Source organism: Rhizobium sp. SL42 (assembly GCF_021729845.1).
In the GTDB taxonomy this organism is placed as follows: domain Bacteria; phylum Pseudomonadota; class Alphaproteobacteria; order Rhizobiales; family Rhizobiaceae; genus Allorhizobium.
In genome coordinates this window covers 189,652-205,058 of sequence record NZ_CP063399.1, presented here as the reverse complement: position 1 = coordinate 205,058, position 15,407 = coordinate 189,652, and the positions used below count along the sequence as shown (strand labels likewise).

At 59.0% G+C, this 15,407-nt stretch carries 14 protein-coding genes; 5 read left to right on the top strand and 9 right to left on the bottom strand.

Features of this window, described 5'->3' with window-relative positions:
- Window positions 1-144 precede the first annotated feature (144 nt).
- Entirely contained in the window at window positions 145-1,098 is a 954-nt protein-coding gene (locus IM739_RS23270) for a zinc-binding alcohol dehydrogenase family protein (protein WP_237371996.1), read from the top strand.
- 44 nt (window positions 1,099-1,142) lie between these two features.
- Here the strand turns inward: IM739_RS23270 and IM739_RS23265 are convergent, their stop codons facing one another.
- From IM739_RS23265 to IM739_RS23235, 7 genes are all read right to left on the bottom strand, one after another.
- On the bottom strand, window positions 1,143-2,192 hold the full coding sequence (locus IM739_RS23265; RefSeq protein ID WP_237371745.1) for an LLM class flavin-dependent oxidoreductase: 1,050 nt from the start codon (window positions 2,190-2,192) through the stop codon (window positions 1,143-1,145).
- Window positions 2,193-2,205: 13 nt separating this feature from the next.
- A complete protein-coding gene (locus IM739_RS23260) occupies window positions 2,206-2,823 on the bottom strand; it encodes an alpha/beta hydrolase (RefSeq protein ID WP_237371744.1) in 618 nt (205 codons plus the stop codon).
- 12 nt (window positions 2,824-2,835) lie between these two features.
- Window positions 2,836-3,795, bottom strand: coding sequence for a glutathione S-transferase family protein (locus tag IM739_RS23255; protein ID WP_237371743.1), 960 nt, complete (start codon window positions 3,793-3,795; stop codon window positions 2,836-2,838).
- Between the two features lie 3 nt (window positions 3,796-3,798).
- Entirely contained in the window at window positions 3,799-4,659 is an 861-nt protein-coding gene (locus IM739_RS23250) for a VOC family protein (RefSeq protein ID WP_237371742.1), read from the bottom strand.
- Between the two features lie 32 nt (window positions 4,660-4,691).
- Window positions 4,692-5,099, bottom strand: coding sequence for a DoxX family protein (locus tag IM739_RS23245; protein WP_007607340.1), 408 nt, complete (start codon window positions 5,097-5,099; stop codon window positions 4,692-4,694).
- A 107-nt stretch (window positions 5,100-5,206) separates the two neighbouring features.
- Window positions 5,207-6,124, bottom strand: coding sequence for a LysR family transcriptional regulator (locus tag IM739_RS23240; RefSeq protein WP_037075166.1), 918 nt, complete (start codon window positions 6,122-6,124; stop codon window positions 5,207-5,209).
- A gap of 39 nt (window positions 6,125-6,163) precedes the next feature.
- A complete protein-coding gene (locus tag IM739_RS23235) occupies window positions 6,164-7,063 on the bottom strand; it encodes a LysR family transcriptional regulator (RefSeq protein ID WP_237371741.1) in 900 nt (299 codons plus the stop codon).
- Window positions 7,064-7,160: 97 nt separating this feature from the next.
- Between IM739_RS23235 and IM739_RS23230 the strand changes: the two genes are divergently transcribed.
- Window positions 7,161-7,787: an NADPH-dependent F420 reductase gene (locus IM739_RS23230; RefSeq protein WP_237371740.1), complete on the top strand. Its 627-nt coding sequence runs from the start codon at window positions 7,161-7,163 to the stop codon at window positions 7,785-7,787.
- A 122-nt stretch (window positions 7,788-7,909) separates the two neighbouring features.
- Complete coding sequence (locus IM739_RS23225) at window positions 7,910-8,608, top strand: DUF1080 domain-containing protein (RefSeq protein ID WP_237371739.1); 699 nt, start codon at window positions 7,910-7,912, stop codon at window positions 8,606-8,608.
- 308 nt (window positions 8,609-8,916) lie between these two features.
- On the opposite strand, the gene IM739_RS23220 is transcribed toward IM739_RS23225, so the two are convergent.
- Both IM739_RS23220 and IM739_RS23215 read right to left on the bottom strand, forming a co-directional pair.
- Window positions 8,917-12,051 carry an efflux RND transporter permease subunit gene (locus IM739_RS23220; protein ID WP_237371738.1) on the bottom strand — a complete coding sequence of 1,045 codons (3,135 nt, stop codon included), beginning with the start codon at window positions 12,049-12,051 and terminating at the stop codon, window positions 8,917-8,919.
- Between the two features lies 1 nt (window position 12,052).
- The gene (locus IM739_RS23215; RefSeq protein ID WP_237371737.1) at window positions 12,053-13,210 is read right to left on the bottom strand and encodes an efflux RND transporter periplasmic adaptor subunit; all 1,158 of its coding nucleotides are present in this window, start codon (window positions 13,208-13,210) and stop codon (window positions 12,053-12,055) included.
- Between the two features lie 188 nt (window positions 13,211-13,398).
- Between IM739_RS23215 and IM739_RS23210 the strand changes: the two genes are divergently transcribed.
- Both IM739_RS23210 and IM739_RS23205 read left to right on the top strand, forming a co-directional pair.
- The gene (locus IM739_RS23210; RefSeq protein ID WP_237371736.1) at window positions 13,399-14,070 is read left to right on the top strand and encodes a response regulator transcription factor; all 672 of its coding nucleotides are present in this window, start codon (window positions 13,399-13,401) and stop codon (window positions 14,068-14,070) included.
- Entirely contained in the window at window positions 14,070-15,407 is a 1,338-nt protein-coding gene (locus IM739_RS23205) for a sensor histidine kinase (protein ID WP_237371735.1), read from the top strand. The genes IM739_RS23210 and IM739_RS23205 overlap by 1 nt, the downstream gene beginning before the upstream one ends.

Below are 15,407 nucleotides of genomic sequence, written 5' to 3'. Positions count from 1 at the left end.
TCGGCTGAAGATTGTGCCCGGCAGGTTTTGACCTGCCGGGCACATGTCGCGGCATGGTGCGAGTACTTGGCGATATGCCGTGATCAGTGGATTCGTATCGGTGAGACGGTCGCACCAATGCCGGGGGAGGGAGAGGTTGTCATGATGAAGGCTGCCGTTGTGTATGAAGCGGGAGGACCAGAGGTTCTCCGGCTGGAAACCCGACCGATACCCGTCCCCAGGGCCGATGAGATCAGGATTGGCGTGAAGGCCTTTGGCCTCAATCGGTCGGAACTCTTCACACGACAGGGCCATTCGCCAAGCGTCGTCTTTCCACGCATCTTGGGTATCGAGGCTGTCGGCATCGTGGACGCAGCACCGGGCGGAGAGTTTGCCGAGGGCGACATCGTCGCAACGGTCATGGGGGGAATGGGACGCCAGTTCGACGGCAGCTATGCCGAATTCACCTGTGTTCCTGCGGACCAGGTTCGGCTGATGACCTCCACGCTTGGCTGGGAAACGCTGGGCGCTCTTCCTGAAATGCTTCAGATGGCATGGGGCGCCCTGTTCTCGTCTCTGCATCTGGTGGCCGGGCACCGGTTGCTCATCCGAGGCGGCACGACGTCGGTCGGAATGGCGGCGATTGCGCTGGCACGGCGTGCGGGTGCTCATGTCACGGCAACAACGCGAAGAGCGGAGCGGGTCGCGCTTCTGGAAAATCTCGGCGCTGACCGGGTTCTGCTCGACAACGGTGAACTGTCGAGCCGCGGTTTCAAATTCGACAGGGTGCTTGAACTGATCGGGGCGAAAACCCTTCAAGACTCGCTGCAATGCGCGGAACGTGACGGCGTCGTCTGCATGGCCGGCATTGTCGGCAATGCCTGGAGCATCGCGGACTTCGCCCCTATGGATGCCATTCCCAACCGGGTCTCCCTGACATCCTATAGCGGCGAGCCCGAAGACTTCATGTCGATGCCGCTGCAGGATCTGGTTGACGATATCGCCAAAGGAGATCTCAAGATCAAAATTGGTCGTGTGTTCGCACTGGACGACATCGTCGAGGCGCACCGCTGCATGGAAGTCAACGAGGCCGGGGGAAAGATCGTGATACTGGTCTGAGACCGATCAGGCTTCTGCTGGAACGCATTCGCTGACAGAACAGGTCATGCAACTGCAATCGAGGATACGGCCGTTGCCTTGCGCACGACAGGCAGCACTTCGGTTGCCAGCAATTCGATCGCGCTGCCAACCTTTCCGAAGGGCAAGCCGCCGATATCGATCTGAGCCATGAACCGGTCATGTCTAAACATCTCGTGTTCGTAGAGGATCTTGTCGATGATCTGCTGCGGGCTCCCAACGAAAAGGGCGCCGTGCGGGCTGGCGAGACGCTCGTAGTCTGCCCGCGTCACCTTCCAGCCGTTGTCGCCATTCGGCAGATTATGGCCGATGTATCGAGCGTAGTGGGGGTAGAATTCGTCCAGGGCCGCCTGACTGTTCTTCTGCACATGCAGATGGCTGGATATCCCAACCTTTAGTCCGGTCCGGTCATGGCCGGCTTCCTCGTAGCTTTTGCGGTAGAGATCGATGAACGGCCGAAACCGTGCGGGTTCTCCGCCGATATTGGCAAGGTTCAGCGGCACGCCGGCCCGGCCCGCACGGATCGCGCTTTCGGGAGTGCCGCCAGCGCCGATCCAGATTGGCGGCTTTGCCACATAGGGTCGAGGAGCGATTTCGACGTTGTTCAGGGCCGGGCGGAAGCGCCCTTGCCAGGTGATGGCGTCATTGGCCGAAATTTTTAGGAGGAGGTCGAGCTTTTCTTCGTAAAGCGCGTCGTAGTCCTTCAGGTCGTAGCCGAAGAGAGGAAAGGACTCGATGAAGGCGCCACGCCCGACGGTCAATTCGGCACGACCGGAAGACAGGAGATCGATCGTTGCCAATTCTTCAAAGATGCGCACAGGGTCGGATGAAGAGAGAATGGTGACGGCCGTGGTGATCCGGATATCCTTGGTGACTGCCGCAATGGCACCCATGATGGCAACCGGGACGGAGATCGTGTAGTCCGGCCGGTGATGCTCGCCAATGCCGAAGACGCTAAGGCCCGCCTGATCGGCAAGCTTCGCCGCTTCCACGATCTCCAGCAGTCGACGTTTCGATGCTTCCGGGCCGCGGGTGCCGACGGGCAGGTCGCCAAATGTGTAAAGACCGATTTCCATTCTGGCTGCCGTCCTATTTCAGAAATGCTTCGGCCAGAAAACTGCCGGCGCGCGCGGCACCCTCGGCGGAAATCGTGTGAGGCACACCCGGCAGTGAGAGTGTTTCGACCTTGAGGCCGAGTGCCTGGAGAGTGGCTGCGGCCTTGCTGGTTTCTGTCGCGGGGATGACCGGATCGGCACTTCCATGGACCAGCAGGATGGGTGTTTCCAAAGCCGGCTGAAGCGGAAGCGGGGAGGCGAGGCGACCGGAAAAGCCGACCACGGCACCAACCGGCCAGCGGCCTGACGCGACCGCATCCAGCGCCATGATCGTGCCCTGCGAGAAACCGACGAGAGCGACACGGTCGAGCTTATCGGCAAATCCGTTCTCCGCGATGATCGATGAAATCACCGTGTCGAAGGAGGGCCGCGCATCGACAATCCGTGCACTACGGTTCTCTTCCGTGACGCCTGCGACGCTGAACCACTGGAAACCCGAACCAAAGCTGGAAGGGGCGGAGGCATTGGGCGACACCAAGACGGCTCCGGGCAATGTAGTCTTCCACGTATTGCCAAGCGGTGCCAGGTCATTGCCGCTGGAGCCAACGCCATGGAGCATGATGACCAGAATATTCGCTGCGACTGTCGACATTGGTTTGGTCCTTTATGCCTGCTCGAACGGCAGTTGCGGCCCGACTGGCACGATGCCGTTCGGATTGAGTGCCTTGATCGAATAATAGCCACGCTTGATATGGTCGATATTGACCGTGGCGCGAATGCCGGGGATTGCGATGATGGTCTCCACGTAGCGGCTGAGGCGAGCGTAGTCGGCAAGCCGGCGCAGATTGCATTTGAACAGGCCGTGATAGGCGGCATCGAAGCGAACCAGAGTGACGAACAACCGGACGTCAGCTTCCGTCAATCGATCGCCGAACAGGTATGGGCCCTGGTTGTCGAGGCGGGTTTCCAATCCGTCGAGCATCGAAAAGACATCGGCAAAGGCTTCTTCATAGGCAGTCTGCGTAACCGCAAAACCGGCCCGATAGACCCCGTTGTTGAGCATCGGATAGATCCGCTCGTTCAAGGCGTCGATATCGGCGCGCAGATCCTCCGGGTAGAGGTCGATGCTGTTGTCGGCAAGCGATCCAAACCCCGAATTGAGCATTCGCAATATGTCGGCGGACTCGTTGTTGACGATGGTGCCGCGTTTCTTGTCCCACAAGACAGGCACGGTTGCCCGGCCTGTGTAGACCGGATCGGCTCGCGTATAGATCTCGTGCATGTAGGTTGCACCGTTGAGCGTGTCGAAGTCGGAGCCCGGGTAGTCGCCGAAGCGCCAGCCCTGGTCGGACAATGCCGGTTCCACGACGGAAACCGAGATGGCACCATCGAGCTTCTTCAGGGCGCGGCCGATCAGGGTGCGCGACGCCCAGGGGCAGATCAGCGCGACATACAGGTGGTAACGGCCGTCCTCTGCCTTGAAGCCATCTTCGCCGGTCGGCCCGGCGCTACCGTCAGGCGTGATCCAGTTACGGAAGCCGGAGATCTGGCGGACGAAACCGCCTTTGGCGTCGCTTGCCTGCACCGGGTGCCAGTCGGCGGTCCATTTGCCTTCTACAAGCATTGTCTACTCCTGCGTGTCCTGTTGGATCGATGATACGATGCTGATCTCGGTGCCCCATGGGTCATTCAAGGTCAGACCTTGAGTCGTATCGGCTGTTCCGGCTTCTGTGGCCTTCCCGTGGACGGATGTCAGAAATTCGGGAGTTGCGATGATCTCGATATTGGCAAGACCCGTGCTGGGGTAACTGCGCACACCGGCGCCGCGGCTGTTCCAGATATTGGTTGCGATATGATGGTGGTAGCCGTCGGCGGCGTAAAAGGTTCCGCCGGGGTAGCGCGAGGTGACGGCAAAGCCGAGAACCTTGGCATAGAATGCTTCAGCAGTGGGAATGGCGCCGACCTGCAGATGCACATGGCCGACCGTCGAGCCTTCGGGAAAACCCTTCCAATCGCCGCTGCCGCTGGCTGCGACCACAGCATCGAGATCAAGCGGGTCGCTGGGCATATGGACCAGTCCGTCCTTCCATTGCCATGACAGAACCGGCCGATCCACGTAGATCTCGACGCCGTTGCCTTCGGGATCGGAAAGGTAGAGGGCTTCGCTGACCGCGTGATCGGATGCGCCCACCACCGGCGGGCGCGTTTTCATCGCATGTTGGATCCAGCGGCCGAGGTCGGCACGGGAAGGAAGCAGAAAGGCGGTGTGAAACAGGCCTGCCTCGCGGGGAGAACGCCGGCGTGCTCCGGGATCGCGCCGCAATTCCAGAAGCGTTTTTCCTTCAACGCCGAGTTCTGCGGTGGCCGCATCGCTGCGAAGGAGATGGAGGCCCACGGCCTCCTGGTAGAAGCCGCTGACCCGATCGAGGTCGTTGACCGTCAAGGTTACTTTGCCAATGCCGGTCTTCAGGCTTGATGTCGTGCTCATGGCTTCCTCCGTTCGCTGTAGTCGCTGAGTTGTTACTTGCGGATAGGCGTGGGGCGTAGTGCCTTCGCGCCATCGCCGGTCAGTGCCAGCACGATCAGGCCGATGATCCAGAAAGCCGGGAATTCCCAGCCACCGTTCGGATTGTTGAAGAAGAAGCCTGCTGCGCCGTGAACGGTGAAAATTGAGCCGAGCAGAACGGGGATCATTGCGATGGCAGCCAGGCGCGGCCAGATGCCGAGGATGAGAGCGATGGCACCTGCCAATTCCCACAGGATGGTAACGTAAGCCAGCCAGCCGGGAAGACCGAGAGATTCAAAAAAGCCGGCAGTGCCCGCCGGGGTGAATACGAAAATTTTCAGGCCGGCATGAGCGAGGAAAAGCAGGCCGAGTACGACGCGCAATGTGAGGGCGGCATATGGAGCAGTGCGGGTATCAATCATGATCGTTCTCTTCTCATTGGGTGAATTCCTGAGATGGAATATGGCCCAATTCCAGATCGATGATTATCCCGTCTGCGGGAGGGATATTACTTCCACATTGGAATCAATTATGTCCATCCGTTGTCCCATGCGGGCTGACCGCGAAACGCGTCCGCCAGAAAATCGACGAGGACGCGCACTTTCAAAGCAAGATGACGCGCCGGTGGATAGACGGCGTAGAGACCTCGCGGCTCGTCTTCAAATTGGCTGAGAACGGTTCGAACCGATCCGGCCCGAAGACTGGTGCCGGCAACGAAGCTGGGAACACGGGCGATACCCAGACCGGCGTCGGCCGCTGCCAGACAGGCTTCGGCATTCGAGAAATGCAGCCGGCTTCGCACTTCGGCAGCAATGGTTTGGTGCCGATCACCGCTTTTAAAGCGCCATGAAAGGGGATCATTGAAATTGGTGTCGACAATGCAGTGGTGATCAGCAAGCTCACTCGGGGTGGCCGGTGATTGTCGAATTTCGAGATAGGCGGGTGAGGCCACGAGCACAATTCGGACAGCGCAGAGCTTTTTGGCAATGAGGCTGCTATCGGCGGGCTGGCCAATCCGGATCGCCGCATCAAACCCCTCGTCAACGAGGTTGATGAGGCGGTCGGAGAAGCTGACGTCCAGCTGGATATCGGGAAAGGCTGCAGCGAAGGAGATCAGCACAGGAGCCAGTTGGGTCGTGCCGAAGGTCACGGGCGCTGTAATCCGCAACCTGCCCGATGGCGCACCTGAGGCGTTGCGTACCGATGCATCAAGGGCATCGAACTCCTCGATAATCCCTTTTATGCGTTCATAGTAGGCACGGCCGACCTCCGAAAGTCCCAATGCCCGTGTTGTCCGCATGATAAGCTGGACACCAAGTTCCTTTTCAAGCCGCGACACGAGCTTCGACGCCTGACCGGTACTCGTTCCAAGACGCTTGGCCGCCGCCGCGAAGCTACCTGTATCGATTACTGCGGCAAACATGCGGTCACATTCAAGTCGGTCCAAGACAATCACCTTTCAAAAATCGATTGGTCGCCCGCGCCCTCAGTCCTCGAATGCGCTGGCCCCAAAATTTGCGACGACGAAGTCCAGGAAGCTTCTCAGTTTCGGCGTCAACCGTCGGTCTGGCGCGTAGAGGACGTGCAAAGGCCGCATCGGGACCGTGTAGGCTGGCAAAAGCTCCACGAGTTGACCATCGTCAAGGTAGTCACGCACCAGTTCTAAAGGCTGCAACATGATCCCGAGGCCTGCGAGGGCAGCACAAAGCAAAGGCTCCCCATGATCGGCTACAAGCCGGCTCGTGACGGGAATGACGTGACGTCCATCTGGGCCATTAAACGTCCAGTGGGTGCGCAGTTCCGTATGGGAAAACCCAAGACATTCGTGACGTGTCAGATCTTGCGGCGACGCCAAGGGTGGTGCCTTCGCGAGGTATTCGGGCGATGCGCACAGAGCGAGCCGATAAGGGGAAAGCCGTCGAGCAATCAATCCGCTGTCCGAAAGCTCTCCGACCCGAAATACGGCATCATATCCCTCGTCGATCAGATCCACTGCGCGATTGGCCAGTGTTAGTTCGACCGCAACTTCGGGATACAGCTTCATGAACTTGGGCAAGACCGGGGAAAGGGTGCGCATGCCGAAGCTCACAGGGGCGTTGACGCGCAGGCGTCCTGCCGGAACTGCGCGGGTTTCTTCCGCCATGCTTTCCGCCGTCTCGACCTCGGCCAGAATGATTTTCGCACGCTCGTAGAAGATCTGACCGAAATCCGTCAGGCTCTGGCGTCGCGTCGAGCGATGAAGCAGTTGCACGCCAAGGTGTTGCTCTAGCTTCTGCACGTGCTTGCCGACAAGCTGTGACGACATCTGCATGACGTCGGCTGCGGCACTGAACGAGCCACATTCCACGGATTTGACGAACACTTCCATTCCAGTCAAACGATCCATTTGAAATCCGTTGTTTCAAGTCATGCGATATTTCTGAGATTTATCTTAATTCGTTTCACCGTCAAAGTAATTTTCAACCACAACAGAGGATCAGAGAATGAAAGTTGCAGTCATTGGAACAGGGAATATGGGTTCTGGATTTGCCCGGGCATTTGCCGCTTCCGGTGTCGACGTTGTCATTGGTCACCGCGATCCGGCCAAGGCCGCATCGCTCGCCGCAGACATCGGTCCCAATGTTGAAGGTGGAGGCATCGCTGGCGCGGTGAAGCTCGCAGACATCGTCCTGTTGGCGCTGCCATATCAGGCCGTTGGCCAGGTGCTCGCAGAGACCGGTGATCTCACGGGCAAAGTTCTGATCGACATCTCCAATCCGATCACCGCGGATTACAAGGAATTGCTACTCGGTCACACAACGTCCGCAGCAGAGGAGATCCAGAAGCTCGACAGCGGAGCGCATGTTGTCAAAGCCTTCAACACGATCTTTGCAGGCTTGATCTCGCCGGAAGCGCGAGCAGCCAAGACGCTGCAGGTGTTTGTGGCCGGAGATGATGAAGGTGCAACCGCGCAAGTTCGCGAATTGGCTGAAAAGCTGTCGTTCGAGGCCGTCAATGCCGGTCCGCTGAGCAACAGCCGCTTCCTCGAGCCGATCGGAGAGATGAACATCCACTTCGGTTTCTTCCTCGGAATGGGGCCGACTGTGGCGCCGTCCTGGGTTCGTGTCTGAAAATTGTTGCCTGATGGATGGCGGTCTGCTGTCCATCAGGCCCTCCAGGCATGAGTTGGTTCTCTTGGAGGAGAATAGCTTGGCTTGCGACATTTTGCGCTTGGTAAAAGGGAGAGAGAAAAATGACTTTATCGGGCCCTATGGATGGGAGGAACGAGGCCGTTTTGGCGTCAGACGGCAGTTCAACAGGCGTCTTGTCAGATCCGGCGCTTGCGGACTTTCTGCTCTCGGTTGTGTCTCTAGAGCATAGCTCCTTCGAGGGCGCGCCTGCCTTCAAGATGACGATGCCGTCGAAAGCCGTTCAGGATCCGCGAACTGAGAAGCTAATCGATCGGAACTTCATGGCATGGTTGCCCATGGACTTCTCAGATGGTGTGATCGAGGTCGACGTAGCGAGTGAACTTGCCCCGGACGCGCCTGCATATGCTCGCGGTTTCATCGGTCTCACGTTTCGCATCGATAAAGAAGGACGGTTCGAGAGCATCTATCTCAGGCCGACGAACAGCACCGCAGACGATCAGGTTCGCCGCAATCACAGCGTTCAGTATGTCGCTTATCCATATTGGCGATTTGACAGGCTAAGAGCGGAGGAACCTGAAAAATATGAGAGCTACGCCGAGCTTGATCTCGGGCGATGGATTCATATGCGCATTTTGGTTTCCGGCGCGAGGGCGGAGCTCTATCTCGATGGCAAGACGCGACCGGCTCTTATCGTCAATGACCTGAAATTCGGACCCGATCAACGCGGAGGTGTCGGTGTCTGGCTGGAATCCGGGACGATTGGGTATTTCAGAAACCTGAGGGTCGCGCCCGCTCCGTAATATCAGTTTGCAACAGATAGACGGTAATGCCGCTGCAATGTGAGGCGTCCAACGTCACCTGACTTTTCCCAGCAGGTGACGTTTTGATGAGCCGTCGTAAAGCCATACTTCGTGTTCTGCTTTCCTGTCTCCACCCGATCATCGTTCTCGCAATTCTCGTCGCTGGGCCATTGAGCATCCTCTTGCTCCGTTGACCAAATGGGCTTTGGCGTCGGCTTGAATAGAGCGATCGGAGCATGGCGTTTACGGCACGGAAGCATGTCCAGTACCTCCCCAATACAGGGTTGGATGGTGCGCACTGCAGCGACCTACATCCTGGTTTCTGGGCGTCCATCACCGTATTCATCAGGCGCTTTTGGCAGAAAGCGAGCCAGACGCTGTGTGAGGCTGTCAATGTAGGACAGGATCATGGGTACCACGATCAGGGTCAATACGGTGGAACTGATCAGCCCACCGATAACGGCATGCGCCATCGGGGATCGCTGCGCACCGCCACCACTGACGGCCATCCCGAGCGGGATCATGCCGACTATCATGGCAAGCGTGGTCATGACGATCGGCCGGAAGCGGATGGTTCCAGCGCTGATCAGAGCATCATTGAGCGAAAGCCCGCGCCGCCGTTCCCGGTTCGCGAAGTCGACCAGCAGGATACCGTTCTTGGTAACCAGGCCCATGAGCATGATGAAGCCGATCAGCGAAAACATGTTGATCGTGCTGCCGGCGACCATGAGGCCGAGCAGGACACCGACGAGTGAAAGGGGGAGGGCGGCCATGATCGCAAGCGGCTGCAAAAAGCTGCCGAACTGTGAGGCCAGCACCAGATAGATGAAGATTACGGCCATCGCCAGCGCCGCCGCCATATGGCCCATGGTCTCTTGCATATTCTTCGATTCCCCGCCGAAACGGATGTGGTAGCCGGCGGGCAGATCGAAGCTGTCGATCAGCGTCTGCAACTCGGCTGTGACGTCGCCGAGCGTCCGGCCGGATACATCAGCAGAGACCAGCACCTCGCGGCGATTGTCGAGGCGGCGGATTTCGGAAGCCGCCGGGACGGGGCTGAGATCGGCGATCTGATCGACCTGGACCAGGATTGGGGCCCCGTTCTCGTCCGTTCGCCCGGTCGTCAGCATAAGCGCGCCGATCATCGCCGGATCAGCGCGCTGCTCGCTCGGCAGGCGCACGACAATATCGTAGGTTTCGCCGGTGGCATCGGTCCAGTTCGAAACTTCTTCGCCGCCGACGAGCGGAGAGAGCGAGGCGGCAAGATTGGATCTGGTCATGCCAAGATCGCTCGCCGCCTCGCGCTTCAGGCGCACCGAAAGGATGGAGGTCACTTCCCTGGCGCTCGAATTCACATCCGCCATGCCCGGGATCCTGCGCATATCGCTGTCAAGATCCGAGGCGATCTTCTCGATGATCGCGCGGTCATCTCCAAGTATGCTGAGCTGGATCGGGCTGTCGCCGCCGCCAAGCCCTTCCTGCACAATGGCAATCTCGATGCCCGGAATGACGGACAACCGCTCGCGGATCGGGTTTGCCAGCGTGAGCGGGGTTCGCTTACGCTGCTCGAGAGCCACCAGGCGCACCAGCACGGCGGCGCGGTGCTTGCCGACCATCCCGCCCGTGTTGATGGTCGAATAGATCGTCTCGACCTCGGGGAATTCCCTAAGCGCATTTTCGACCTGGCGGACTTTCGTCGCGGTGTAGTCGAGGGAGGAGCCGACAGGCGCCGTCACGTTGATCTGGAAGCGGCCCTCGTCGGCGCCAGGCACGAACTCCGCGCCGACCAGGGGCACCATGAACAGGCTGCCGATGAAGATGCCGACGGTTGCAAGAAGCGTCACGAAACGGTGGCGCAGTGTCCAGCCGATGACATGGCGGTACTGATTGGCCAGCCATTCGAAGCCGTGATCGAAGCGTGCGATCAGGCGCCCAATGGCTCCGCGTTTCGCATTCGGATGCGAATCGGGATCATACCAGACGCTGGACAACATCGGATCTAGGGTGAAGGCGACGAAGAGTGAAATGAGGACTGCGGCAGAAACCGTGACGCCGAATTCGTAGAAGAAGCGGCCGACTATGCCGTCCATGAAGGCGACCGGCAGGAAGACTGCAACGATCGTCAGCGTCGTGGCGATCACGGCAAGGCCGATTTCATTGGTGCCGTCCAGCGCTGCCCTCAGATGCGACTTGCCCATGTGCAGATGCCGCGTGATGTTCTCGCGCACGACGATTGCATCGTCGACCAGAATGCCGATCGACAGGGTCAGCGCCAGCAGGCTGAGTGTGTTGAGTGTAAAGCCGAGGAAACTGATAACCGCCAGCGTACCAAGCATCGCGATCGGAAGTGTCAGGCCGGTGATGACGGTGCTGCGCCAGGAGTTGAGAAACAGGAAGACGATGGCGACGGCAAGTGCCGCGCCTTCGATCAGCGTGGCCTGAACTTGGGTGACCGATTCCTCGATCGCTGTCGATGCATCGGTGACGACCCGGAGTTGGACATTCTGGGCGGCGAGTTCCCTGTTCAGTTGAACGAGACGGTTCCTGACGTCGGCCACGACCTGCACGGTATTGGCGTCCTGCACCTTCACCACATCGATGGCGAGGGCCGTTTCGCCATTATAGAGCGCGCGGCTTTCGGCGTCGGCGGCGCCATCCGAAACGTTGGCGACATCACGCAGATAGATCGGCGCGCCACCGCGTTGTGCAACGATCATGTCAAGCAGGTCGTCAGGCTGCTCGACGCGGCCCTGTACCTGAATGGTGCGTTCGGAGAACGTGCTGATCAGGCTACCTGCTGGACTGTTGCGGTTGCCGTTGCGCAGAACGTCGATCACCTCATTGATGCCGACGCGCAGCGCGCGCATCCGCGTGTCGTCAATGGAAACCTCGATCTGCCGCTTCTGGGCCCCGATCAGCGTGACCTGACCCACGCCGGAGATCGTCGTCAGTTGCCGCACGACACGCTGATCGGCGACGGTTGTCAGGGCAGGGACGTCCAGCGATGTCGAGCTGATGGCGATCGACAAAATGGGCTGATCCGACGGATTGAAGCGCGACACGATGGGCTTGTCGGCGTCGTCAGGAAAGTCAGCCTCAATTGCGGCGACTTTGTCGCGGACGTCCTGTGCCGCAGTAGCCCCCTGAACCTCCAGCTTGAACTTCGCCGTTACAACTGAGCGTCCTTCATAGGACGTCGATGTGATCTCATCCAGTCCGCCGATTGAGTTCAGGGCGTCCTCAATCGGGCGGGTCACCTCTGTCTCGACGGTTTCGGGTGTGGCGCCCGAGTAGGTCGTCATCACCACGACGATCGGAACGTCGACATCAGGATACTGGTCCAGCCCAAGCCGCTGGAAGGAGAAGATGCCTATCACCAGCAGGGCCACCATCATCATGGTGGTGAAGACGGGATGGGTGACGGAAATACGGGTCAGGAACATCTCAGCCGGCCTTGTCGAGGGTCACGGCAACATTGGGCTGCAACTCGGGCAGTGGAGCGGTCACGATCGTATCACCGTCCTTCAGGCCATCCGCAATCTCGATCAGGCTGTTGCCGTTCCAAGCCTGTCTGACGGTCACGGGCTGGCGTTGAAGATGGCCGTTGTGGAGTCTAAGCACATAGTCACCGGTCTCGTCCTTCCGCAGAGAAATAGCAGGAACCACGAGCGCATCTGCTTTCTCCCGAACGAGGATTGAACCAGTGGCGAACATCCCGCCCCAGAGCCGTCCGTCACGATTGGAAAGCTGCAGATAGACAGGCACGAAGCGCGTGCCGCTGTCGGCGACCGGATTGATCCGGGTGACCCTGCTTTCAATCGTCAGGCCATCCATGCCGTCTATTTGCAGTTCGGCGGTCTGGCCTGGGGTCACGCGCAAGATGTCGCGGGTGGAAACCAGAACCTTCGCTTCCAGAATGTCGGTATCGACGATGGTCAGCAGTTCGGCATCTGCGCTCACCTGCGAGCCCGCCTCGACAGCGCGGCTCGCAACAATTCCGTCGAAGGGGGCGGTAACCTCCGTATTGCGCAGCGCTACACGGGCGATATCGACCTGTGCCGAAAGGCTCTGCACCTTGGATGTGTTGGCGGCGACGTCCCTTTTGGCCCTTTCCAGTTGCTCTTTGGATGTGACGCTTTTTGCAACAAGTTGTTCGATCCGGCTCAGCGCCTGCATGGCCAGCGTCAGCTCTGCCTCGGCGGCATCGCGATCGCTCTCGCGTTGCAGCAGCGTCGATTGCAAATCGTCCGTTTCGAAGCTGAGAATGACGTCGCCAGCTTTCACCCGCTCGCCCTCACGAACAGCGAGGTTTAGGACCTTTCCTCCGGTTTGTGCCCGCATCACCAGGCGATTGATCGGCTGAAGCTCGCCGCTGACGCGCAGGCGCTCGATCATCGAAACCCGCTCGACCTTGGTCACTTCTGTATGCGTCAGTTCCAACGGCCTGTTTGACTGTAGTGCGGATACGGACGCCACGATATTCTTGACGCGTTCGTTCGCATCGACCGTGCCCCGGGCAGGATCGAGATAGAGGAAAGCAAGAGTGCAGCCGCCGAGCAGCATTCCTGCTGTGGCGATTTTTTGGGTCCAAATGGGCGTCATTACGAACATCCTTCTCGGTCGAACTCAACATGGCCGCATGTAGGCGGCCTCGTCGCACATCGAGCGACTGGTGTTCCCGTGGATAGATGTCGACAATTGCAGCAGCATTACCGGCTCGACACGAGCTCTCCGTAATCCTGCGGCAACGTTGGCAGGAGAGAAGAATGATGCAAACGAGGGCGTCGACCATGAGACTGTTGCTGATCGAAGATGAGAAGGAACTGGCTGAGGCCCTGAGCGCTGCCCTAAGCAAACAGGGAGTGGTCATCGACCATGCCATGCTGCTGGCCGATGCCTGTGAACTCACTCGACAGAACACCTATGACGCGATCCTTCTCGATCGTCGTTTGCCGGATGGGGAAGGTCTGACGTTTATCCCCAAGCTCAGGCGGGCAGGGGTCGACACGCCGATTATCGTGATGACAGCAAGAAACGAGCCAAAGGAGCGAATTGAGGGGCTAAACGGTGGCGCGGACGATTACCTCGGAAAGCCGTTTCTGGTCGATGAGCTGATGGCGCGGCTACGCGCAGTGCTAAGACGTCCGCCGAATGTCGTCGAAGAGAAAATCGCAGTCGGCAAGATGATCATCGATCCGCTCAATATGAATGTCATGATTGGGTCGGCCTTGCTGGAACTGCCTCGCCGCGAACTGCTCGTTCTCATCGCCCTGGCAAAGCGCAAGGACAAAACCGTGCTTCGGTCCGCACTCGAAACGGCCGTGTACAACTATGAGGAGGAGATACAGTCGAATGCACTCGATGCGCATATCTCACGTTTGCGAAAGCGCCTTTCGGAGTCCTCGGCTGGCGTCACGGTTCATAACATCCGCGGTGTCGGATATCTCCTGAAGGAAGAATAATGGCTGCGGCGACAATACCCAATCCGTCTCTCTGGTGGAAGCTCAGCTGGCAGCTCAGTCTCGTCTTTGTCGCAGTCGTTGCGGCCGTCATTGTCGGTCTCTGTGTCTATGGCGCCATGATCCTGTCGCCGACAGTGGGGCTGCAGGACAAGCTCGGTGCAGCGCTCTACGAGGCGGTGGCACGGGATGCACAAGGACAGCTCGTCATTCAAGAGAACCTGGCTCTTCGGTCCTTCAAGGCGGAAAATGATCGCTTGTGGTTCGTCGTCGCAACGCCGGACGGAATGACAGCGTCCTATGGCGCAGTACCGGCGCCCTATGCAGAGATGGCGCCTTTTGTCAGGCTGATCAGAGATGGCGACATCCGTGGCGCCGCAGAAACGGACGAGGTGGCGTCCATCGACCGTATCGATACGGCTCTTGGGGAAGTCCGAGTTATGTACGGCGGAAACACAAGCAGAAGCGCGACGTTTCTGACCATGCTGACGAAGACCTATCCCATCTACCTGCCTTTGTTGGCCATTGCACTGCCCGCCATCTTCTTCACTGTACCCCGTGTCGTCAGGCATGCCCTTGCCGGCCTCAATGCGGTTGTCAGCAAGGCGCCGGAGATCGACCCCAGGCGTCCCGGATCGCGGCTTCCGGTCGAAGACGTGCCGAAAGAAGTGACCCCGCTTATCATCGCCTTCAACAGTATCCTTGAGCGCCTGGAGGAACAATTTCAAGCGCGGCAACGCTTTCTGATCGATGCGGCGCACGAACTCAGAACACCCATTGCCATCATGCAAACGAGGATCGAAGGCATGTCGGAAGGCGGCGAGCGACGCCGCCTGATGGCCGATGTCGCACGGCTGGGGGAGACGGCCGAACAGCTTCTCGACTTCGAGCGCAACGTTCAGGCGACGGATGTGCATGAAACCGTCGATCTGGTCGAGATCGCCCGCTCGGTGGTGGCCGATCTTGCGCCGATGGCGATCGCGGGCGGCTATGAGATCTCGTTTGAAAGCAACGTCGATCAAGTTGAACGGGAAGGGAGCCGACCCGCCTTGCAACGCGCCATCAGCAATCTGGTGCGCAACGCCATCGATCATGGCGGCAACAGAGGCGCAATCTCGGTGACGGTTTCCGGGCATGGTGAGATCGCGGTTTCTGACGAGGGACCCGGCATCCCGGAAGACCAGCGCGAACAGGTGTTTGAACCGTTTTACCGCCTCACACCGCGTAGCACGGGTGCCGGCCTTGGCTTGAGCCTTGTGAAGCAGATCGTTGCCAATCACCACGGCCATGTGAGCATGGATAGCACACCCTCGGGCACAACATTCAGAATTCTGGTCTGA